The following is a 23,375-nucleotide window of genomic DNA, read 5'->3' as shown; positions in this document are numbered from 1 at the left end:
ATGAAGTATTCAATTGAAACCCTAATGAGTAACCATTCTGAGTTGTGGCAAGAAGTGCGAAATATCCCAATGGATAAACTAGCCATTCTTATCGACTTGATGAACGGGGAAACAACAGAGCCAGCAGGGCGAGAAACAGCAACTAAGCAGTTAGATAAAGAGGATGCTTTGATTAGCAGCTTGAAGCTTGATCACTTAATGCCGATCAGTTCAGTGCTAACGGGCAAAGGTCAGCGAAAGGCTCATTTGATTTCACTCAATGACCTAGAGGACTTGCTTAACAATCGTGAGGCTCAGCGAAAGCGAATCAAGCGAGAACTGGCAGCAGAGCAAGAAAAGCGAACAGAGAAAGACTTGCAGCGTTCGATTGGACGCTACGGGCTGGACTGGACATTAAGACGAGCTAAAGCTGTAAATCGTAAGAGCCTCAAAACTCCAGAGTTAGATAATTGCTCTCGTTGTGGATATGAGCAGTTAGCTGATGATCTGTTTTATGGCGGTTGTATAAAGTGCGGTGAGTTCGAGGCAATGGACGCAAAGAGGGTTTAAAGGTGGGTTCAAGGAAAAAGTTTTTAGTTGTTATCTTGAGTAACCACTTAAATAACAGTCAGTTAATTTATGATGTTAGTTCATTAATAGTTAACTATATACATCCAGAAGAGAAAAAGCCCAACGCAATGCGTCAGGCTCTATAAGTAAATCAGGTTGTTGGTAGAAGTTTGGCGACAGACACCAACAACCATCATCAAAGAGAGTTTATACCATGACAGAGACTATTTCTGTAGCGGTGGTTCAGGATTGCGCTCAAAAAGTGTTAACGACTGGACGCGACCACAATCAAACAAACGGCTTTTCTCTAATTAGTCTCACTGACTTAGAGCAAGCAATTAGAAACCCTGTAGACCTAACAAAGTATCAACCAGACGAGAACCAAAAACTAAGACAGGCTAAAGCTCATTGCCCTTGGTTCTTACCTAGTGACATTGGTACATCAAAGAGAAAAAACGACTTAGAAAGTCACTCAAATTACACAATGTTAGTTGCTGATATTGATGATGGAAACAGCGAGATTAACGCTATTGAAGGTGATCTAGAGCTAAACGGCATCGACAGCTATCTTATTTACTCAACAATGAGCAGCAAGCCAGATGATAAGCGTTGGCGTGTTGTTGTTCCTATCTCTCAACCAGTAGACCTCGATCACTGGCAAGCATTACAAGCCACATTGGTTGTTTCTCTTAATGGTGATGACTGTACTAGCCGAAGCCAGCAGATCAGTTACTTACCTGCTTTATCTGTATTCAATAAAGAGTGTTACCAGTACACGGTGGAATCAAAACAGCCTCTAGATGTGTTTAATAGCTACTTTGCAGAACAAGCAGCTTTGTTATCTCAAGAGCAAGCAAGGGAAGCAGAAGAGCAAGCCGCAAAGGTAAAGCCTGCAAAGCAGAGCCCTATTAGCCTAGCTGGTGGACAAATATCACCTATTACCACATTTAACCAGGTGAACGATTGGAGTGATTTACTTAGCGGTCAGGGGTATAAAAAGCGCGGTAAGAAGTGGTTGCACCCTGATAGCACTAGTGGGTTAGCTGGCGTGTTGATCTCTTATCGTGATGATGTGAACGGGCGTTATATCAGTAGTCATGGGAGTGACCCACTAAGTGACGGATTCAGTCATGATAAGTTTGATTTCTATTGCTTACATGAGCACTCAGGAAATAGAGAAGCGGCTTTAATCCAAGTAGGTAACGACCTAAAGAACCAAGACGGGCTAAGTATTACGCAGCACAACCAGAAAGCACACGTCGAGAGTAACCAAGCTATAGCTATTCAAGCAGCAAACCAAGAGTTTAAAAACCTAGATAAAGAAGACAGCACCGATGAGTGGAGACAGCCAGAGCCGTTAGTTTCTGAGCTAAATCCAGTTGCTAAGTTTTGCCCAGAGCTACTACCCGAGCAGGTTCGTAACTATGTGACTGATTACAGTTATCGCATGGATAAAGCACCAACAGACTTTGCAGCTATTAGCGTGATCATTTGTGCCGGTGCTCTTATTGGTGGAAGTGCTGAGATTCAACCAAAGCGACTTGATACAGGTTGGCGAATAGTTCCTACAATGTGGGGCGGTGCGGTAGGTCAACCAAGTACAAAGAAAACCCCGTCTTTAAACTGTGGGCGTAAGCTATTGGAGCACTCTCAAAAAAGTGTCATTGATAAGCTAAACGCTGAAAAGGTGGATCTGTATGAGCTAGAGCTACAGCTATCAGAGGAAGAAGCAGACAAGGCAAAGGATAAAGCCAAGGAAGCACTGGCAGCAGGCAACAAGCAAGAAGCGTTACAGATACAAAGACAGGCTAGAAGTAGCCAGCCAAAGCCACCAAAGATCCGAAAGGTAATGATTAATGATTCAACCAGTGAGGCTCTAGCTATTCGACTGGAAGCTAACCCACTTGGCGCATTGATGTTTCGTGATGAACTTTCGTCATGGCTTGCCAACATGGAGCGAGCAGACAGGCAGCATGAAAGAGGTTTTTATCTAGAAGGCTTCAACGGTTCAGGCTCTTACTCTCAAGAGCGTGTAACCCGTAAGAACATTGAACTTGAGCGCGTGATTCTCTCAGTAATGGGAGGTATTCAGCCAGCGAAGCTAACACCATTGCTAACTGGTAAAGCTAACGGTACTGGCGATGACGGGCTATTAGAGCGCATCATGCAAATAATGGTTTATCCAGATTTCAGTGGGATGGAATACGTTGATAAAGCACCTGATGTAATGGCAGAAATGACAGCCAAGAGCACCTTTGACGCACTAGCCTATCTTGGTGAACGTGAGTTACCGCTAATCTGTAAGTTTGATAATGATGCTCAGAACTTATGGGAATCGTGGGCTAAAAATTTGGTTCATCGTAAGAACACATCAACAGCACAATGGCAGAGCATGATCGGTAAGTATGATGCTTTATGCGCAAAGTTAGCCTTGGTGTTTCACCTGATAGAAGAGGCAGGATCTACGCTAGTAGGGGAAGAACCAGAACCAAGCGCAGTGATAGCAATTCAGCACTTAGAGAGAGCTATCAAATGGATGGAGTATCTAGAGAGTCACGCTAATAGAATCATGACTTACTTTGATGCTGAAAAGGCACTAGCACCAGCTAAAACCTTGCTTGATAGATTGCCTCAAATATCACCGATGTTTACACGCCATGTATTGAGCCAGAAAGATTGGAAAGGGTTAACAAGCAAAGAGACTAGGGAAGAAGCATTAAACGAGCTAGTGAAGCGCGGCTTTATTAATGAAGTGTCTGTACCTCCAGCAAGTGGAAGAGGTAGACCAACAGTACAGTTTTGGGTTCATCCCGACTATCGAAACTAAGCAAATATAGACCGCTCGAAAGGGCGGTTTTTTATGTCAGTTAAGTAAGCATGAATTAACACACACTTAGTCAGGCTAGCAGAGTAAGGGCTGTAACAATTAATTCTAGAGAATTAACAACTATAAACCCACAATTAAACCCATTCTAAACAATTCACCTCTCAAAAATAAGTCTACTTTTAACCTCTTATATCTCATTCACTCAAAGCATCTATTTACTCAGATCTCCAATGGATACACTTGAAGAATCAAGTTATTTCAAAGGGGCAAAACATGGCGAACGGTTGGGGCGGTAAACGCGAGGGCGCAGGACGAAAGCGCACACCTTTACCCAAAGAGCTAACTGAAAAGGCATTAAAGAAGCTGGAAGAGTTATTAGACGCTGGCGAAGTTCAAGCGGTGAGAATGGTCATAGATAGGACATTCGCTCCACTGAAAGCGCAAACCCCTCCAGACTCACTCGATGCTGAATATTTACAGGCAAAAATCAAACAAGTTGCGGAGTTGGAAGAACGGATCGCAGCACTGGAAGAAAACCAAAACGAGGACTAACAACCATGCAAAAATTCAATGAAGCAATCAAAGCAATGGACGCAGCACAGCAACAAGTTAACGAACTATCAGCTAGCCTGACTTTGGCTGAATCGACGCTATTAGATGCCGTTAAACAGGCTTTTGAGGCATTCCCTTACGATGAACTGGCAAAACTCAAAGCAGAGCAGAGTAAGCACGACAGCGCACAAACTAAGGCGCTAGACGAACAGGCATCAAAACAGATTTTCGAGCACTCTCAACTGGATGTTTTCAAATCAAACATCATTGCTATTCGTGGATTTCTTGCATCACTCAAACATACCGAAGTTGGCAAGCTATTCATCAGTGAGCAGCAAGGCGGTTTGGGTGCTATCAATGGTCTAGCATTCTGGCGACATGTGGCAACTAATGACGAAAAACAAAAGATTGATGGAGGTCTACGCATGACAGGGAATGCAAGCGTCACAGACGCCCAACGTTTAGGACTCCAATCCAAAGCCTTCAGCAACACCAAACAGGCGCGCATTAGCGAGTTAGAGGCGTTTTTAAGTTGTTCTGTAGTTGCACCATTGATTGCAGAGCGAGAGGTACTGCAAGCAGCAGACGAACTAAAGCGGCTTAATGCTGACAACTCTTCACTTATCGCCAAATGTAACTTAAAGAAAGCGCCAGCATTAGGCAGCATGGATGAAGTGATCATCGTCAACACTACATCGAACGATGTGGACTTCTACGGGTTCAACGTTCCAGCTAACGGTCAAGAGAAGGTTAAACCGATCAACTATCAAATCCAGACTTGTAGCGAATCAATGTTTAGTCCACGCCGTGAAGAACAATTCAAGGTCTATTTGGTAAAGGTATTGATGTAGTCATCCGCACTGAACGAGGCGAATACTACAAAGCTAAGAAAGTAGACGATTCATTCAAGACGGGGATTTACGCATGGTGATGAGAACAGATCAGGCAGGGCGCGAAGCTTATCAAAAGCATGTGGAAAGCCACAACGTTCAAGCGCGGGCAGATAGCCAGTTTTACGGCAGTAAAAAACCAGAGAAGTGCAAAGATTTAGTTAGTGGTTTGACTGTTCAGCAGAAAGCAGACGCTAAATTCTATGCGAAAAAGTAAGCACAACTGAAGCCGTCACTTGTGGCGGTTTCATCTCAAGCGGAGTAAAGATAATGAAAGCATTTGATAGACGTCTAGCCAAACTGGAGTCGAAACAGAATGAGTCTGGTATCAGTGAGATATGGCTAGTACCAGAGGGGGCTTCACCTGATGAGGCAGCTTGTATTTACAGGGCAATGGTAACGACTCCAGCACCCAAGAAGAAAGCGCCGAAGTTATCGCCAGCAGAGCTTAAACAGGCAACCGAGGGTTACAAAAAACTTTTAGAGGGGTAGCTATGGCATCATATCTTCTCACCCACGAGCTGGACCAGTTAGCGCGAGCAGTCGCAGATGATGACAACACAACAAAACCCAGGCGATGGCTTGCAAGGCACACACTAATTGACCCCGTAGGCATCCCAAGAAAAGATCCATACTTTCAATTACTGCAAGATTATCGAGAGATGAGGAAAGCAGCCTTAAGGCTACTCAAATGACAGGCAAAAAAAGCCCAAGCCTACGGAGTTGCTCGGGACTTTTGCATTTAGATGAAAGTGCAACCATGCCGGATTGCCTGTTTATTATACCAATCCCTTATAACCAAATCCACAAAATAACTAATCACTTATAATTTTTTTATTTTTCGCAGGTAAGGCAGGTTCGCAGGTATAGCCGCATAGTTACTCTAGCCCGCCTGTTTATCGTTAGCTCTCAGAAACCATAATAATAATAAAACACTGTACAATTAATGGTTTCATAATGATTCTTACTGGCACTCAATAGGGGCTGAAACCCTTTGTATTAGCAAATGCTTATTTTAAAAAGAGAGGGTTATCAAAACAGACAGGCTAGCAAGATTATTTCTAATGCTAGAAACTGGACTCACACCATGAAAGTGGGTTTATTTGTGGGTTTGAAATAAAAAAAGGCTCAACCAATAAGGAAAAGCCTTTTTAATATCAGTGTGTTAGCTATAAACCTCTAGTTCATGCCGTATTTCTTAAGTTTCTTGCGAAGAGTACCGCGGTTGATACCCATCATAGTTGCTGCGCGAGTTTGGTTACCGCGAGTGTACTGCATGATGGTGTCTAGTAGTGGCTGTTCAACTTCAGCTAGAACTAATTCATATAGCTCAGTGACTTCTTGGCCGTTTAATTGAGCCAAGTAGTTTTTAAGAGATGCCTTAACAGAGTCGCGCAATGGCTTTTGCGTGATTTGGTCTTGTGAAGTTACGGTTGTTACTGTTAACGCTTCTGAAGTCAGATTTTGTTCGAACATATTCGGTCTAGCTCTTCTCTTAATTATTTGCAACGTTTTCAAAATAACCCTCTAACGCTTCGAGTTGCAGCTCTGCTGCGTCAATCGCGTTGAAGGTACGGCGAAACTCACTGGCTTGCTCATGCTCTTTTAGATACCAACCGACGTGTTTACGTGCGATACGTGGCCCTAAATACTCTCCATAAAATTGATGGAGGGCTTGAACATGTCCAAGCATGATATCTTTCACTTCCTCAACAGGTCGTTTGGACATCGTGGTGCCGTTTTCCAAATAGTGATGGATTTCTTCAAAAATCCAAGGACGTCCTTGGGCGGGACGACCAATCATCAAAGCGTCTGCACCAGTGTACTCCAGTACATATTTAGCCTTTTCCGGGCTATCGATATCACCATTTGCGATAACCGGTATGGAAATGGCATTTTTAACCGCTTTGATGCTGTCATATTCGGCCTCACCTTTGTACATACAAGCTTTTGTTCTGCCGTGCAGTGCTAGTGCTTGTATGCCGCAGTCTTCGGCTAATTTAGCGATCTGGACACAGTTTTTATTTTCTGTATCCCAACCTGTCCGGGTTTTTAATGTTACTGGAACATTAACCGCATCAACAACCGAACGAAGTATTGGTTCAATAATCTCCGGATATTTCAGCAGAGCACTACCGGCCAGCTTTTTGTTCACTTTTTTTGCCGGGCAACCCATGTTGATATCGATGATTTGAGCACCGTTTTCAACACTGAACTGAGCGGCATCGGCCATAAGCTGTGGATCTGAACCCGCAATCTGTACAGAGCGAATGCCCGATTCGCCTTCGTGTACCATGCGCTGTTGAGACTTAGACGTTTTCCATAGCTTTGGATTGGATGACATCATTTCACTGACTGCCATACCTGCTCCATAGCGCAGGCACAACTCTCGGAACGGTCTATCAGTAACTCCAGCCATAGGAGCAACGATTAATTTGTTCTTAAGTTGATAGTTTCCTATTTTCAAAACGTCTTCACAGTTCTGTACCAGCAAGGGCGCGCATTTTACGCATTTTTTTGGCTCGTGAAAAGACTAATATTTGAGCATTTACAAATTGTTTTGCGAATTTGCATGTTTTTCAGGCAATTGGCGCTGAAACTCTTATCTAGCCTTGCTTAAGACCTGATATGCGACACCATTCGCTTTGCTCAATAATAGGATCTATGTGAAGTTCGTCACGATAATAGTTTGCAACATCTTCGGCTTGCGTATCGAGTACACCTGACATAGCCAGCTGTCCATTTTCTTTGACCAATCCTTTAATAATGGAAGAAAGTTCACGAAGTGGACCTGCCAGAATGTTGGCAACAACGACATCCGCTGTCAGATTTTCAGGCTGGTCTTGAGGAAGGTAAACTTCCAATTGATCTTCAACACCGTTGCGCTGTGCGTTGTCTTTTGAGGCTAATAACGCTTGTGGATCGATGTCGATCCCGATGACTTTTTCCGCGCCCAGTTTGATCGCTGCGATCGCGAGGATACCAGAGCCACAACCAAAATCGATGACGGTTTTTCCTGATAGGTCGATACCTTCTAGCCACTCTAGACACAAAGCTGTTGTCGGGTGAGTGCCAGTACCAAAAGCTAAGCCAGGATCGAGCATGACGTTGACCGCATTTGGCTCAGGAATATCTCTCCAACTTGGGCAAATCCACAGACGTTCGCCGAACTTCATCGGGTGGAAGTTATCCATCCATTCGCGTTCCCAGTCTTTGTCTTCAAGCTGCTCTACTTTGTAAGCAAAATTCTCTGACAGCAGGCCACTGGCTTTGATTTGGGCCAAGGTCGTTTCTGTATCCACTTCAGCGTCATAGAGTGCGAGAATATCTGTATCGCCCCACAAACGTGTTTCGCCAGGCAAAGGCTCGAAGACAGGTGTGTCTTGCGCATCGAGAAAAGTCACCGATAAAGCACCAGTATCTTCCATCAGCATATCGCCAATTTGTTCGGCGTTTTCGTTGGTCGCGTTCAGTTTAATTTGAATCCAAGGCATGGTATTCGCTCTGTATAAGGATTGAGTTGGCGCAGAGTGTAGCAGAACTCAATGCGTTTCGACATATTGTCGATTATTCGTTCAAGGGACAAAAACAAAAATGCCCACCGAAGTGGGCATTTGACATAATTGTTCGCGTTATTGAAGGCCGAGCTTCTTCTCTAGGTAGTGAATGTTAGCACCACCGTGTTGGAAGTTTTCGTCGTTCATAATGCTCTCTTGAAGAGGAACATTGGTCTTAATCCCCTCAACGATCATTTCACTTAGAGCATTCTTCATGCGAGCAATAGCAACATCGCGGTTCTCACCGTAAGTGATTAGCTTACCGATCATTGAATCGTAATGTGGCGGTACTGTGTAACCCGTGTAAATGTGAGATTCCCAACGGATCCCCATACCACCTGGAGCATGGAAGCGATCAATTTTACCTGGAGAAGGTAGGAATTTAACCGGATCTTCCGCGTTAATACGACATTCGATTGCGTGACCGCTGATCTTGATGTCGTCTTGCGTGTAAGACAGAGGCTGACCCGCTGCAACGCGAAGCTGCTCTTTGATTAAATCGACGCCAGTTACCATTTCTGTTACTGGGTGTTCTACCTGAATACGAGTGTTCATTTCGATAAAGTAGAACTCACCGTTTTCGTATAGGAATTCGAAAGTACCTGCACCGCGGTAACCAATTTCGATACACGCACGTGTACAACGTTCACCGATGTATTTACGCATTTCCGCAGTAATACCCGGAGCTGGCGCTTCTTCCACTACTTTCTGGTGACGACGCTGCATAGAGCAGTCACGTTCACCAAGGTGAATGGCATTGCCTTGACCGTCGGCAATAACCTGCACTTCAACGTGACGAGGGTTCTCTAGGAATTTCTCCATGTAAACCATATCGTTGTTAAAGGCTGCTTTCGCTTCGGCGCGAGTCATTGCGATGGCTTCAACCAACTCGCCTTCACTGCGTACCACACGCATACCGCGACCACCGCCACCACCAGAGGCTTTGATAATTACTGGGTAGCCAATGCGCTTCGCGTGCGCTTTGTTTTTAGATTCGTCGTCGTCCAAAGGACCGTCAGAACCTGGTACACAAGGTACACCGGCTTTTTTCATCGCCGTAATAGCAGAGACTTTGTCGCCCATCATGCGGATAGTGTCTGCTTTAGGGCCAACGAAGATAAAACCACTGCGCTCTACTTGCTCGGCAAAGTCGGCGTTTTCAGAAAGGAAACCATAACCTGGGTGGATAGCAACCGCACCAGTTACCTCTGCAGCAGAAATGATGCGAGGAATGTTTAGGTAGCTGTCGATACCACGAGCTGGACCAATACAGATAGATTCATCTGCTAGTAATACGTGTTTTAGATCGCGGTCTGCTGTTGAGTGAACAGCAACGGTTTTGATCCCTAGCTCTTTACATGCGCGAAGGATGCGAAGTGCGATTTCACCTCGGTTCGCGATGACTAATTTATCTAGCATAGGAAGTGGCCTCTATTATTCGATAACAACAAGTGGCTGGTCGAATTCAACTGGTTGGCCGTCTTCAACTAGGATAGCGGTAACCACACCAGATTTGTCCGCTTCAATTTGGTTCATCATTTTCATCGCTTCAACGATACATAGTGTTTCGCCAGCAGTTACAGATTGACCTACTTCGATAAATGATTTCGCGTCAGGGCTAGGTGCACGGTAGAAAGTACCTACCATTGGAGAAAGAACTTGGTGACCCGCTGGCGCTGGTACTGGAGCCTCAGCTTCAGCAACTGGTGCCGCTGCTGGAGCAGGTGCCGCCGCTGGTGCCGGTGCTGCTACTGGCGCTGGTGCCGCTGCATACTGAACAGGAGCTGGTGCTGCAGTCCCGTTACGGCTGATACGTACCGACTCTTCACCTTCAGAAATTTCTAGCTCAGCAATGCCAGACTCTTCTACTAACTCGATAAGCTTCTTAATTTTACGGATATCCATCTTTTCTTTCTCTTTTATCTTGTGAATAAGACAGCCCCAAAGGACTGCAGAGTGTCTGTGTTTACTTGGCCTGCAACTGTTTTATCGCAGCAGACAAAGCGAAATCGTAACCTTGGGCACCCAATCCGCAAATCACACCTTGTGCCTTATCTGACAGGTATGAGTGGTGACGGAATGGTTCTCGTGCGTGCACATTCGATAAGTGCACTTCGATAAATGGAATAGCAACGCCTAACAAAGCATCGCGCAGTGCCACACTAGTATGAGTAAAAGCGGCGGGATTGATAATAATGAAATCAACGTTGCCATGGGCATTGTGAATGGCTTCAATCAGTTCGTATTCGCGATTCGATTGTAGATGATCCAACTCAACACTCGCACTTTTTGCTTGTTTGGCAAGGCTTTCAACAATCTGGTCAAGGGTTTGCGAACCGTAATGAGTCGGCTCTCTTAGACCAAGAAGGTTCAAATTTGGACCATTTAGAATCAGAATGCGTGAACTTGTAGCCATTGTGTCGATAACTTCCCGTTAATTGTTATGAACTGGAATCATCCTATATTCTTGCCTTAAAGGCACGAACTATAGGTGAGAATTCTCGCCGATTTTACTAAATTGACCAAGATTATAGACAATTCGCCACAATTAGCAGCAATTTACTGGTCTAATCACCTTGGTTCATGACGAATAATTGTTACATAGATAACAAAATTGGGATTAACCTTCCACTTCACATGGTTAAAATCAGAGCGGAGTTAAAGAAAAACCGCCACGCGAGGTGACGGTTTTGAGCTTATAGAGGGAATATAAGATTTAAGCGAGTTCAGCGTTTTCTGCGATTAGCTTGTCAACGACGCTAGGATCGGCCAATGTTGACGTATCACCAAGGTTACTGGTGTCGCCAGTTGCAATCTTACGGAGAATACGGCGCATAATCTTACCTGAACGAGTTTTAGGTAGAGAGTCTGTCCAATGCAGCACATCTGGTGTGGCAATTGGGCCGATTTCTTTACGGACCCAGTTCTTCACTTCTTTGTGCAGCTCGGCACTTGGGATCTCTCCATCATTAAGAGTGATGTAAGCATAAATAGCTTGCCCTTTAATATCGTGAGGAATACCAACGATGGCCGCTTCTGCAATTTTCTCATGTGCGACTAGTGCCGATTCGATTTCTGCTGTCCCCATTCGGTGACCGGAAACGTTGAGCACGTCATCGACACGGCCCGTGATCCAGTAGTAGCCGTCTTCATCACGTCTTGCACCATCGCCAGTGAAGTACATTCCTTTAAAGGTAGAGAAGTAAGTCTGCTCAAAGCGGTCATGGTCTCCGTAAACGGTACGCATTTGGCCCGGCCATGAATCTAGGATAACTAAGTTACCCTCTGTTGCGCCGTCTATAACGTTACCCATGTTGTCAACCAGTGCTGGTTGAACCCCAAAGAATGGGCGTGTAGCTGAGCCTGGTTTTAGCTCGGTTGCACCTGGTAGTGGTGTAATCAAGATGCCGCCAGTTTCTGTTTGCCACCATGTATCAACAATAGGTGACTTCTCGTTTCCTATTGTCTTGTAATACCACTCCCACGCTTCTGGGTTAATTGGTTCACCAACAGAGCCCATAATACGCAAGCTATCACGTGTCGTACCTTCAACCGCTTCGTTGCCTTTTGCCATCAAAGCGCGAATTGCCGTCGGTGCGGTGTACAGTATATTGACTTGATGTTTGTCTACCACTTCACTCATACGGCTAGTGTTAGGGTAGTTTGGCACGCCTTCAAACAAGATGGTTTTGGCGCCATTCGAAAGTGGTCCGTAAATTAAGTAAGTATGGCCAGTAATCCAACCCACGTCAGCGGTACACCAGAAGGTTTCCCCTTCTTGGTAATCAAAGACGTACTTGAATGTCATGGTTGCGTAGACTAGGTAACCACCAGTAGTGTGCAATACGCCTTTGGGTTTGCCTGTCGAGCTGAAGTGTAAAGAATGAAAAGTGGGTCTTCGGCTTTCATCTCTTCTGGTGGGCAGTTATCTGAAACATTGGCTGTCGCTTCGTGCCACCACACATCGCGATGTGAATGCCACTCAACATCACCACCTGTTCGCTTGAGCACCATAACTTTATCGATGGTTTTCACTTCAGGGTTGGTTAGGGCTTCGTCCACGTTTTTCTTCAGAGGGACAGCGCGTCCACCACGAACACCTTCGTCGGCAGTGATGACGACTTTCGCATCTGAGTCGATAATACGGCCAGCGAGCGCTTCTGGTGAAAATCCACCAAATACCACGGTGTGTACAGCACCGATGCGAGTACATGCCAGCATAGCAACCGCTGCTTCTGGAACCATTGGCATATAAAGACACACGACGTCGCCTTTGTGTACGCCTTGCTCTTTTAATGCGTTAGAAAAACGACACACTTCTTTGTGCAGCTCGTTAAACGTAAGAGTTTTGTCGTCGGCTGGGTCATCTCCTTCCCAGATGATTGCCACCTCATCACCGCGCTCAGCGAGGTGACGGTCAATACAGTTTTCCGACACGTTTAATGTACCGTCTTCAAACCAACGAATATCGACATGACCAGTATCAAAAGAGGTGCTCTTTACTTGAGTAAATGGCTTGATCCAATCAACAATCTTCCCGTGCTCACCCCAAAAGGCTTCTGGGTTGCTAACAGATTGCTCATACATGGCTAGGTAAGTGTCATTATCCGCGTGTGTTTTTGCTTTGATGTTTTCTTTTACCGGATAAACGTGGGCTTCACTCATTGCTTCTCTCCTTGTGAATTCAGCAAGTTTCCGTTTGTGCGCCGAATGCGCCTAAGGAAATTCCATATGCTTATAACTGTCATTCACTGCACTGTTTTAAACAATTAGACTTTAGGATGAGAGAGCGAAACTTCGCTTGTTTCTGGTCAGTTAAAGGTGAAAGTGAGAGCCAGATCCTATTGTGAATAGGGAACATGGAATTTCGGCAAGTCGCCTTTGGTTAATCTAACAAAAACTAAGGCGGCCGCGATGGCGTCTTGTAGAGCATCATGCTTGTCTTGTAGTGGCAGCTCTAGGTGGCGACAGATTGCATCAAGACTTAAGTCGAAGTAGGCGTTGGGTAAATGCTTTTCCAACTTGTCGTGATAGATCTGACTGACTTCGATCAACGGGTTGGGCAACGGAAACCCCAGATGCTTTAGACAGGCAAGATCGAGGATCTTCTTGTCGTAACGGATGTGATAACCAACCAGTGGCCTGTTGCCGATAAAGGCTAAAAGTTCAATCAATGCTTGCTTTTCATCTATGCCATCTATGAGATCTTTATGGCGGATTTTGTGAATTTTAATCGAGCCAGAATCAAGAGATTGAGGGGCTCTTAAGCGAACTTCAAACGGCTGACTGGTTAAGATGCGATTATCGATAATTTTGGTGGCGGCAATCGTAACCAACTCGGCGCGATTGGGGTCTAGGCTGGTAGTTTCGCAATCAAGAGAGACATACTCCCCGCGTTGAACTTTGGCGAAAAGGGGCTGATAAGGCGAACCTTTTAATTTGTAGTACCAGTATTTACGACGTAACCAGTTCATAGTTTTTCCTATATCGCGTAAGTGATGCGCTAGTCCCTTATCTGATAATGATAGCCGAGAAACTGCTTAAACTTTTTCACCACGTGAAGACTGTGACGGAGCAGATCTCGTTCGGTACGCTCTAGCTCAGAGGTGTCTATTCGATTGTGAGAGTGCTGATTGGACAACTGCTGGGCGAGTCGAAGTTTAAAGAAAAGCTTCAAAGCTTCCGTTAAATTGTCAGCGGTCTCTGGTTCTAAGATTCTTTTTCGGTTGAGCGCATTGATTCGGTCAAACGTGTTTTTCTCTTCAATTCTATGTTCTAACGATAGCGCGCGAATACCGTGGACAATCGGGAATATCCCACCGCGTTTTATATCTAGCCCTTCTTTGTCCTTTTTGACATTGCCAAACAGGGTCAGCGGTATAGAGAACTGCAAAGCGGGTCGGGTAAATTCTTGCAGCACCAGCATTTTGTTTTCCATCAGGTTACTGAGATGCTCGGTAATCGGATCTAATAGTTGTTTGTTTCCAGCCACTGCGTGAGCATCGGCAACAATGGCTAAGTCCATCGCGGTTTCTGGTTTGGCGGACTGTATCCAACCACTGATGATCTGTTTCCATTCGCTTTGAGAGTGCACCCACTTGGGGTTGTTTACCATGACATTTCCGGGGCAGAGTGGGTAGCCAAGCTTGAGCAGCGTTTGGGTAAAACTTTCCATGATGGTTTGGCACTGAGACCACTGGAGACCGTCTTTGATGATCAAGGCATTGTCTTGGTCGGTTTTTAAAATTTGCTCCCCGCGGCCTTCTGAGCCTAGAACGATCAAACAACAGTGATCGTGAAGGGCAGGGGGAACAACTAATTCAAATGCTTTCTCTATGATCTGTTCGTTGACCGCGGATATGAGCTCCATGATGAATCTGGTTCGTATTCCATTGGCGAGCAAACTTTCCACCAATTGTCGCTGACGGTTAGAAGCCATGGCCAGTTCTTCGATGCTACTTGCTCTGGCTATGCTCAGGGTCAAAACGTGAGAATGGGTAGAGAAAGCACTGAGAATCTGAGTCATATCCAGCATGCCTACTGCTTCTTTGCCATCGCATACCATCACCCGCTTCATACGGTTTCGGGTCATAGTGATCATTGCGTTAAACAGAAAATCTCCTTGATCGACATGGAAGACGGGAAAAGTGGCGATGTCTCCCACGGGCGCATTGAGCGGGAAGCCATCGATCATGACCGCGTGGAGCATATTGGTTCGAGTAACAATGGCGTAGGGTAACTCATTAACTTTGTCTTTTAGCCTTTCATCATCGTCGTTGAGGCGAACCAGCGCAGAATCAATCGCATTGTTTTTTAGCTGCGCCGTCACTTCGTTAATGGGCTGGTTGGGCGACAAGATCATAGGGGGGTGATAAATACCACTATCTACTTTGGTTAAAATAAACTCAGCAAGATTTTGTTGCTGCTGAGCGGCATCGATTAGCGCTTGTCTTTTGGCTAGGTTATTGTCGAAGTAGGCGGCAAATTGGCCATTTTCATTGTAGATATCGAGAAAGATCTGTTTTGGCAGTAAATAGGATAAGGTGTCTTCTAAAGCCACATAATGGTGCTTACAGCTTCCTTCAAAGAGGGAGCGCACATCGAAAAGATCATCATTGGCGTAATGGGCGAAAACCTCTTTGCCATCAGCACTACGCTCCTCTACAGCGCCTTTGATTAAAATGTGAAGATGTTGACTCTCTTTGCCTGTTTGCAGCAGGGGTTCTTTTTCGCGAAAGTAAGCGACGTCAAGTGAAGTGCGCAACCGTTCCTGCTGGTTTTTGTCCAACCGGTCAAAGGGAGGAGACTGCATATTGAATTTATCTGGCATAGTAGGCTCGCACTTCACTGTTTCACTTAAAGCAAGTGTGACAAATTTTTCGCTAACCTCCAGACGACTTTGGTCGAATTGGCAAATCATCTCAGTTTGATTTGTGATGCCTTCATACTGTAAACGAGTGAGAAATACAGGAAATAGTTAGTTTCCGAATATTCCCTTTTTATCTTATGGAGATGGGAGCATAATGCGCCCATGTTCCCCAATGGTATTAAGGCTGATCGATGTTGTCTCCTTCCCCTTACGGCTGGATATCTCAGTATTTCGTAGGTTTTTTCTTCACATATGGCGTTTATTTGCCATTTTGGGCACTTTGGTTTGAAGGCCAAGGTGTATCCGCAACCGATATTGGTCTGTTAATGGGTATCTCTTTTGCGACGCGATGTGTGGCAAATATGGTGATTACTCCAAGGATCCACAAAGTGGAGCACTTAATTCCCGCTCTGCGCTGGCTAAGTGTTGCGTCTCTGATCTTTATCTTCTTCCACTTATTTACCGGTGGTAACTTCTGGATGTTAGCCGTCGCCAGTGTGTTGTTTAACTTGGCTTGTGGTCCAGTAGTACCTTTATCGGACGCGATGACAAACCACTATTCGCGATTAAAAATGCTCGATTACGGTAAAACGCGATTATGGGGCTCGATTGCCTTTATTGCTGGCTCAACCGTAGTGGGTTATTTAGTCGCGGAGTATGGCAGCGATATGATCGTATACACGGCGCTTGCTGGCTTGATTGCCTCTCTGATATTGAGTTTGCGCAACGTCAACCCAATGCCCGTATCGCAGACCGAAGAACATACAGAGCGCCCTAAACTCATTGAGTTGTTAAAAGAGCTGCCCGTTATCAAGTTCCTTGTATTAGTGGCATTGATTCAGGGTAGCCATGCGGCTTACTACAGCTTTAGCGCCATATATTGGAAAGAAGCTGGACATTCAGAAGCGATTATTGGCTACCTTTGGAGCTTAGGTGTTATTGCCGAAGTCGGCGTGTTTGCCCTTAGTGGCCGCCTATTTTCTGGATGGAGTATTCGGACACTGTTTGCGATTGCCGCACTGGGTGTATTGGTTCGCTGGGGGATTACCGCTTCGACGACAGCAGTGATAGGTTTGGTATTAGTTCAATTACTGCACGGTGTGACATTTGCTATGGCACACATTGCTGCGATTCAATACATTCAAAACTCTGAGCCGAACAAAGTGGTTGCACTTCAAGCCTTGTACAACGCTATTCCGTTAGGGGCATTTATCGCTTTAATGACCACTCTAAGTGGCTGGGGCTACGAAAATTGGGGTGCAAATGTATTCTGGGCAATGGCATTGATGGGCGGTTTAGCTTGTTGATCAAGGTGGATTCGAAAGATGAAACGCCGGAATTGAAAGCGGAGCCTAAACCACAGAATTAACTTTAACCATTTGAGCTTATTGTTAATCCTTAGTTAAATAAAACTTCTTCCACACGGAAGAAGTTTTTTATGGAAGGAAGATAAATGCAAGGATGGATTGTCATTCCCGTATCGCTTACGTATCTGGTGATACTGTTTCTAATTGCTTGGTACGGCGACCGTCAACAGAACTGGTTAGCGAAGTGGCGACCGTGGATTTATAGCCTTTCCATTGCGGTTTATTGTACTTCATGGACCTTCTACGGCACGGTTGGCCAAGCGAGTTCAAACCCTTGGTCCTTCCTACCCATATACCTCGCCCCTATTATTGTCTTTACCTTTGGATGGCGGATCTTAGCTCGGTTAATTTTAGTGGCTAAGCGCGAGCATATTACTTCTATTGCTGACTTTATTGCTGCGCGTTACGGCAAGTCTCAGGGCCTCGCTGTCGTTGTCACTTTAATCGCTGTCGTGGGTATTTTGCCTTATATCGCTTTGCAGCTTCGCGGTATCACTATGGGATTGGAGATCATCGCTCCTGATCTGCCCAGTCAACTCGGTGCACAAGAGTTAGATGCTTCTTGGTTTGTGGTATTGGCTTTAGCCGTGTTTACCATGTTGTTTGGTACTCGCCATATTGATAACACTGAGCACCACCGAGGTATGATGAAAGCTATCGCTTTTGAATCCTTGATTAAGCTGGTGGCTTTTTTGGTAGTGGGCTTCTTTATACTGTACCTCGCTATCAACAGACCTGACGTCCATTTGATTGATATCGCCAAGCAAACCTATCAATCGCCCAATTTACCCACTCTGTTTATACACACCCTTTTGACCATGATGGCGATTGTCTGCCTGCCCAGACAGTTCCACACTATGGTTGTTGAGAATGAACGAGCACAAGATCTGCACACGGCTCGATGGCTTTTTCCGCTTTATTTAATTCTGATGGGGCTGTTTGTTCTGCCAATCGCTTGGGTTGGGCAAAGCCTATTAGACAGCGCTGCACCAGATACTTACGTGATCAGTTTGCCAATGTCAGTGGGCGCATCGGACATTGCTTTACTCGCTTTTTTAGGCGGCACATCGGCTGCAAGTGGTATGGTTATCGTATCGACTATCGCACTGGCTATTATGGTTTCTAATGACTTGGTGATGCCTTTGCTTTTACGGCGAATGAAGTTGTCCCAGAGAAATCATCGCCACTTCTCCGGTGTTCTATTAGTGATACGCCGTGCGCTTATATTACTTTTGTTATTAGGGGCTTGGGGTTTCTATCAAGCATTAGACAGCATTCACTCTCTTTCGGCGATTGGCTTCCTCTCTTTTGCTGCTATTACCCAGTTTGCCCCTGCACTATTGGGCGGCATGTACTGGCGTCAGGGCAATCGCAAAGGAGTATATGTTGGGCTCGCCTTGGGCTTTACCATCTGGTTGATCACCTTAATGAGCCAAACCGACATGTTGGCCGGTGATGCGGATACCAACTTTTTATTGTGGATAATCACGCCACCAGATTGGTTTGGTGACATGGGAATACAGCGATCTGATTGGGGAATGATCCTCAGTGTGACTGCCAACACCTTGTGTTATGTCGTTGTTTCGCTACTCACTCGCGCTAGTCTTAGCGAGCGATTACAATCCGCTTCATTTGTGGGCACGCCACTTCCAGAAAGCGAAAATATGAGCTTGTATCAGAGCCGAGTGACGGTGGGTGAGCTGGAGATGTTAGCCTCCCGTTTTGTTGGTCGAACTCGGGTGAGAAGTGCCTTTCATCAGTATTGGGGTCAGCAAAGGGAAACACTATTGCCCAATCAACAGGCTCCCTCTACCTTGATTCGTCACACGGAAAGGGTACTCGCTGGCGTGTTTGGTGCATCGTCGGCTAAGCTGGTTTTAACTTCAGCACTGCAAGGTCGAAACATGCAGTTGGAAGAAGTGGCGACTATCGTGGACGAAGCGTCGGAACTATACGATTTCAGCCGTGGCTTGCTGCAAGGGGCAATAGAACATATTGGACAAGGCATTGCGGTGGTTGATAAACAACTCAGACTGGTGGCTTGGAACCAACGATATTTGGAGCTCTTTACTTTTCCTGCCGGCCTTATTCAGGTTGGGCGTCCCATTGCCGATGTGATTCGTCACAATGCTGAGCAAGGGCTCTGTGGTCCGGGAGATCCAGAAGATCACGTACGTCGTCGAATCTTCCACTTAGAGCAAGGCAGTCGCCATACCTCTTCTCGTGTTCGCCCCGATGGTCGCGTGATTGAGGTACAAGGCAACCCCATGCCGGGCGGTGGTTTCGTGATGAGTTTCACTGATATCACGGTGTTTAGAGATGCCGAACAAGCCCTAAAAGAAGCTAATGAAACCTTAGAAGAACGGGTGAAAGTTCGTACTCAAGAGCTCGAAAAACTCAACAAACAGTTGGTGAGCGCTACTCAACGCAGTGAACAAGAATCTCAGTCCAAATCGCGTTTTCTTGCCGCAGTGAGCCACGATCTTATGCAGCCTCTTAATGCGGCGCGTTTGTTTGCTTCTTCACTGTCAGAGGTGGCGGTAGACAAAGAAACAAAAGACCTTTCCCATCATATCGAAAGTGCGCTGGGGGCGGCTGAAGAGTTGATAGGCGACTTGCTCGATATTTCTCGATTGGAGTCTGGTAAGCTCGATGTCAATGTTCAAAGCTTTGCGGTCAAGGAGGTGCTCAACAACCTCAATGCGGAGTTCAGTGCTTTGGGTAAACAACAGGGTATCGACTTCAGTATGATGCCGTCTGAGTTATTGGTTAAGTCTGATCCAAAATTACTGCGCCGCGTGGTTCAGAACTTTCTAACCAATGCATTTCGATATAGCCCTAACGGCAAAGTGATTCTCGGAGTGCGTCGTCATCGAGGTCAGGTCCGGATCGATGTTTGGGACAATGGTATGGGTATCGATGAAGATAAGCAGCAGGAAATCTTTGAAGAGTTTACCCGAGCCAGTCAAGTCCGTTCAGATCAAGGTTTGGGATTGGGACTTGCCATATCCAAAGGCATTGCTCACGTACTGGGCCACGAAATCTCGATGCGCTCGTGGCCGGGAAGGGGCAGTGTTTTTTCTATCGCTTTGCCACGAGCGGCAGAGGCGTCTAAACCTACAGTGGTCACTGAAAGTGCAAACGTCTCTAGCTTAAGTCATCTCAATGTACTGTGTGTTGATAATGAACCTGAAATTCTGATTGGAATGGAACAGCTTTTGGCGCGCTGGGGGTGTAATGTACGCACAGCGCAGGACATAGTTAACAGCTTGAAGTGCATCGATGAAAATTGGGTACCGGACGTCATTTTGTCAGACTATCGACTGGATAACGGGCGCACGGGCTTGGAGGTGTTACAGCAGTGCAAATTGCGTTTGGGCGATAGTTTTATTGGTGTCATTATCAGTGCAGACCGAACCCCAGATATGATGGACGGTATTGAGTCCAATGGTTTTAGTTTTATTCCCAAGCCGGTTAAACCGCTCAAGCTCAGAGCCATTCTGAATAGGGCAAACTAAATTGTTACAGCCATAAAAAAGAGGAAGCACAGCTTCCTCTTTTCAATTCTGGGCTTAGTTATTGGTCAGTGTTTCATAAACCACAAATTTGGTTTGAGTGTCGCCATAGTAGGTGGTCCCCTGAGATTGAACCACAACTCTTAGCCATGTTTGGTCAGACTTAGGCGCTTCTAGAACGACACGCCACTTTTGAGGAGAGTCATCAACCATTTCCATGCTAGTGGGGGTGTTGCTCTCGTCCATGGAGTCGGCTAGAGAAACGGCAATGCCTTGCAGAGGAATGGCGGAGGTTAAACTGAGTTCAAGCTGGCTGTTTGTCAGACTCTCAGAACGGAATTTAATCTTGAAGTCGCCATTTTCCATATCACACAGCCCGCTGGTGTAGCGACAGTTCGATTTAGAGACCAGTTTGTAAGTTCCACCTTCTTTTGCAGCGTGAGGTTTTTCGCTGACCGCCATATCAGTGCCAAAGTAAGCGATGATAGAGAGAATGGGGGCAACCAATAAAGCAATGATAAAATGCTTATTTTTGAACATAGGGGCTTCCTTGCAACGACTTTCATTTTTTATTTTCTATACCTAAGCCACCTCGCAGATGAAAGTCACTTAGGTATAGGTAATTAAGATAACGAATAATGGTGAAGAAAAAAGCCCCCGAAGGGGCTTTGTGATCAAGAGATGTGATTAGTGTGACTGAGCTTCACCCGCACCAGCTGGAACGCGTACGTGTTCCACCAGATCTTTCACTTCTTGTGGTGTTTCAGCCGTTACACGAGATACTGCGAACGCCACGATAAAGTTGAACAGAGCACCAATTGCACCAAACGCGTTTGGCTCAATACCTAGGAACCAGTTGCTACCCCAGCTTTCTAGGTATTTCCAGTCGGCAATAAACAGGATGCCTTTGTGTTGGAATACGTAGAATAGGGTGATACTAATACCCGCGATCATACCTGCGATAGCACCTTCTTTGTTAATACTCTTACTGAAGATACCCATCATCAGAGCCGGGAAGATAGAGGACGCCGCGAGACCAAAGGCCAGTGCTACCGTACCGGCGGCGAAACCTGGTGGATTCAGCCCCAGATACCCAGCTACCGCAATGGCGACCGCCATGGCTATCCGGCTGGCGAGCAGCTCTTTCTTCTCGGATATATTCGGGTTTATTACCCCTTTAATTAAGTCATGGGATATGGCGGAGGATATCGCCAACAATAAACCTGCTGCCGTGGATAGCGCGGCTGCCAGACCACCGGCTGCAACTAGAGCGATGACCCAGTTAGGCAGTTTAGCGATCTCTGGGTTAGCGAGTACCATGATGTCACGGTCAACGCGTAGTTCGTTGGTTTCTTTGCTTGAGGTGTACTGGATTTCACCATCGCCATTTTTGTCTTCAAAGCCTAGTAGCCCTGTTGTTTCCCAGTTCTTGAACCAAGCTGGACGCTCATCGTAAGCCAAGTTTTGGCCCGGTGCTGGATTTACTGTATCCATCAGGTTTAGACGAGCCATCGCCGCTACAGCAGGTGCAGTAGTGTAAAGAATCGCAATAAACAGTAGTGCCCAACCTGCCGAGGTACGAGCGTCGCGTACTTTAGGTACAGTGAAGAAACGGATAATAACGTGTGGCAGACCCGCAGTACCGATCATCAGTGACATGGTGTACACAAACATGTTGAGAGTGTCGCCCCGCACTTGGGTGGTATATTCGGTAAATCCGAGTTCGGTCACCACTTGATCGAGCCGATCGAGTAGATAGACGTCGGTTCCAGTCATGGTACTACCTAGACCAATCTGTGGAAGTGGGTTACCTGTCAACTGCAGAGAGATAAATACTGCTGGAATAGTGTATGCAAGAATGAGTACACAGTATTGTGCTATCTGCGTATAGGTAATGCCTTTCATCCCGCCCATAACGGCGTAGATGAATACGATACACATACCGATACCAAGACCTGTTGCGTAATCAACTTCTAGGAAGCGACCAAATGCAACACCAACCCCTTTCATCTGACCGATAACGTAAGTTACCGATGCGATGATCAAACACACTACCGCTACAATTCGCGCAGCGTTAGAGTAGAAGCGTTCGCCAACAAATTCTGGAACGGTAAATTTACCAAATTTGCGAAGGTAAGGTGCTAAGAGTAGTGCGAGAAGAACGTAGCCACCCGTCCAACCCATAAGGAAGACGGAACCGCCGTATCCCATAAAGGCAATCAGACCTGCCATCGAAATAAATGAAGCAGCCGACATCCAGTCCGCAGCCGTTGCCATACCGTTAGCGATAGGGTTTACACCACCACCGGCAACGTAAAACTCTTTTGTTGACCCCGCGCGAGCCCAGATCGCAATACCGATATAAAGAATAAAGGTTGCGCCTACAACGAGATACGTAATCGTTTTCAAATCCATCTGACCAGCTCCTTACTCGTCAACGTTAAATTCGCGGTCAATCTGTCTCATTTTCCACGCGTAGTAGAAAATAATACCTAGGAAGGTATAGATTGAGCCTTGTTGTGCAAACCAGAAACCAAGCTTGTAGCCGCCGATTTGAAATTCATTGAGTACATCTACGAATAAGATACCGCAGCCGAAAGATACAACGAACCAGACGACCATTAAGTTGATCATCAGTTTTACGTTCTTGTCCCAATAGGCTTTGGCACGTTCCTGACTTTCAAACGCCATTGCCGTCTCCTTACGTTGGTTGTTAAAAATATGTTTCACGATTTACAATAGCAAGGGT

18 protein-coding genes and 2 pseudogenes are annotated in these 23,375 nt (G+C 45.9%); 8 read left to right on the top strand and 12 right to left on the bottom strand.

What is annotated here, in order from left to right; translation table 11 throughout:
• The 6 genes from BLO31_RS17825 (at position 1) to BLO31_RS17800 (ending at position 5,310) form a co-directional block, all read left to right on the top strand.
• Complete coding sequence (locus tag BLO31_RS17825; protein ID WP_070969908.1) at positions 1-549, top strand: hypothetical protein; 549 nt, start codon at positions 1-3, stop codon at positions 547-549.
• A 214-nt stretch (positions 550-763) separates the two neighbouring features.
• Positions 764-3,376, top strand: coding sequence for a DUF3987 domain-containing protein (locus BLO31_RS17820; RefSeq protein ID WP_070969905.1), 2,613 nt, complete (start codon positions 764-766; stop codon positions 3,374-3,376).
• A gap of 273 nt (positions 3,377-3,649) precedes the next feature.
• Positions 3,650-3,928: a hypothetical protein gene (locus tag BLO31_RS17815; RefSeq protein WP_070969902.1), complete on the top strand. Its 279-nt coding sequence runs from the start codon at positions 3,650-3,652 to the stop codon at positions 3,926-3,928.
• Positions 3,929-3,933: 5 nt separating this feature from the next.
• Positions 3,934-4,779, top strand: a complete 846-nt coding sequence (locus BLO31_RS17810) for a hypothetical protein (RefSeq protein WP_070969899.1) — start codon at positions 3,934-3,936, stop codon at positions 4,777-4,779.
• Positions 4,780-4,852: 73 nt separating this feature from the next.
• A complete protein-coding gene (locus tag BLO31_RS17805; RefSeq protein ID WP_070969896.1) occupies positions 4,853-5,035 on the top strand; it encodes a hypothetical protein in 183 nt (60 codons plus the stop codon).
• A gap of 53 nt (positions 5,036-5,088) precedes the next feature.
• Entirely contained in the window at positions 5,089-5,310 is a 222-nt protein-coding gene (locus tag BLO31_RS17800; RefSeq protein WP_070969893.1) for a hypothetical protein, read from the top strand.
• A 687-nt stretch (positions 5,311-5,997) separates the two neighbouring features.
• Here the strand turns inward: BLO31_RS17800 and fis are convergent.
• The 9 genes and pseudogenes from fis to BLO31_RS17750 all read right to left on the bottom strand — a co-directional run bounded on the left by fis (position 5,998) and on the right by BLO31_RS17750 (position 15,705).
• Entirely contained in the window at positions 5,998-6,294 is a 297-nt protein-coding gene (gene fis, locus BLO31_RS17790; RefSeq protein WP_000462885.1) for a DNA-binding transcriptional regulator Fis, read from the bottom strand.
• Between the two features lie 19 nt (positions 6,295-6,313).
• A complete protein-coding gene (gene dusB / locus BLO31_RS17785; RefSeq protein WP_070969951.1) occupies positions 6,314-7,285 on the bottom strand; it encodes a tRNA dihydrouridine synthase DusB in 972 nt (323 codons plus the stop codon).
• A gap of 139 nt (positions 7,286-7,424) precedes the next feature.
• Positions 7,425-8,312: a 50S ribosomal protein L11 methyltransferase gene (gene prmA, locus BLO31_RS17780; protein WP_070969887.1), complete on the bottom strand. Its 888-nt coding sequence runs from the start codon at positions 8,310-8,312 to the stop codon at positions 7,425-7,427.
• Between the two features lie 138 nt (positions 8,313-8,450).
• Positions 8,451-9,794: an acetyl-CoA carboxylase biotin carboxylase subunit gene (gene accC, locus BLO31_RS17775; protein ID WP_070969884.1), complete on the bottom strand. Its 1,344-nt coding sequence runs from the start codon at positions 9,792-9,794 to the stop codon at positions 8,451-8,453.
• A gap of 15 nt (positions 9,795-9,809) precedes the next feature.
• The gene (accB, locus tag BLO31_RS17770) at positions 9,810-10,280 is read right to left on the bottom strand and encodes an acetyl-CoA carboxylase biotin carboxyl carrier protein (RefSeq protein ID WP_070969881.1); all 471 of its coding nucleotides are present in this window, start codon (positions 10,278-10,280) and stop codon (positions 9,810-9,812) included.
• Positions 10,281-10,341: 61 nt separating this feature from the next.
• Positions 10,342-10,791: a type II 3-dehydroquinate dehydratase gene (aroQ, locus tag BLO31_RS17765; RefSeq protein WP_070969877.1), complete on the bottom strand. Its 450-nt coding sequence runs from the start codon at positions 10,789-10,791 to the stop codon at positions 10,342-10,344.
• A gap of 300 nt (positions 10,792-11,091) precedes the next feature.
• A pseudogene (acs, locus tag BLO31_RS17760) lies at positions 11,092-13,040 on the bottom strand (acetate--CoA ligase).
• A 176-nt stretch (positions 13,041-13,216) separates the two neighbouring features.
• Positions 13,217-13,849, bottom strand: coding sequence for a 3'-5' exonuclease (locus BLO31_RS17755; protein WP_070969874.1), 633 nt, complete (start codon positions 13,847-13,849; stop codon positions 13,217-13,219).
• 29 nt (positions 13,850-13,878) lie between these two features.
• Positions 13,879-15,705, bottom strand: coding sequence for a DUF294 nucleotidyltransferase-like domain-containing protein (locus tag BLO31_RS17750; protein WP_070969947.1), 1,827 nt, complete (start codon positions 15,703-15,705; stop codon positions 13,879-13,881).
• Between the two features lie 230 nt (positions 15,706-15,935).
• Between BLO31_RS17750 and BLO31_RS17745 the strand changes: the two are divergent.
• Together BLO31_RS17745 and BLO31_RS17740 are read left to right on the top strand one after the other, a co-directional pair.
• Positions 15,936-17,113: pseudogene (locus BLO31_RS17745) on the top strand (3-phenylpropionate MFS transporter).
• 84 nt (positions 17,114-17,197) lie between these two features.
• Positions 17,198-20,629, top strand: coding sequence for a NahK/ErcS family hybrid sensor histidine kinase/response regulator (locus BLO31_RS17740; protein WP_070969871.1), 3,432 nt, complete (start codon positions 17,198-17,200; stop codon positions 20,627-20,629).
• 54 nt (positions 20,630-20,683) lie between these two features.
• Here BLO31_RS17740 and BLO31_RS17735 read toward each other — a convergent pair whose 3' ends face one another.
• From BLO31_RS17735 to BLO31_RS17725, 3 genes are all read right to left on the bottom strand, one after another.
• On the bottom strand, positions 20,684-21,166 hold the full coding sequence (locus BLO31_RS17735; protein WP_070969868.1) for a hypothetical protein: 483 nt from the start codon (positions 21,164-21,166) through the stop codon (positions 20,684-20,686).
• A gap of 147 nt (positions 21,167-21,313) precedes the next feature.
• Entirely contained in the window at positions 21,314-23,041 is a 1,728-nt protein-coding gene (locus tag BLO31_RS17730; RefSeq protein ID WP_070969864.1) for a sodium:solute symporter family protein, read from the bottom strand.
• A gap of 12 nt (positions 23,042-23,053) precedes the next feature.
• Positions 23,054-23,317 (bottom strand): DUF4212 domain-containing protein, encoded by a 264-nt coding sequence (locus BLO31_RS17725; RefSeq protein ID WP_070969862.1) that lies wholly within the window; start codon positions 23,315-23,317, stop codon positions 23,054-23,056.
• Positions 23,318-23,375: the final 58 nt, after the last annotated feature.

The organism is Vibrio sonorensis, assembly GCF_001854765.1.
GTDB classification, from domain to species: domain Bacteria; phylum Pseudomonadota; class Gammaproteobacteria; order Enterobacterales; family Vibrionaceae; genus Vibrio; species Vibrio sonorensis.
Note: the sequence above shows the minus strand (reverse complement) of the source record. Positions and strands in the feature narration are given on the sequence as shown.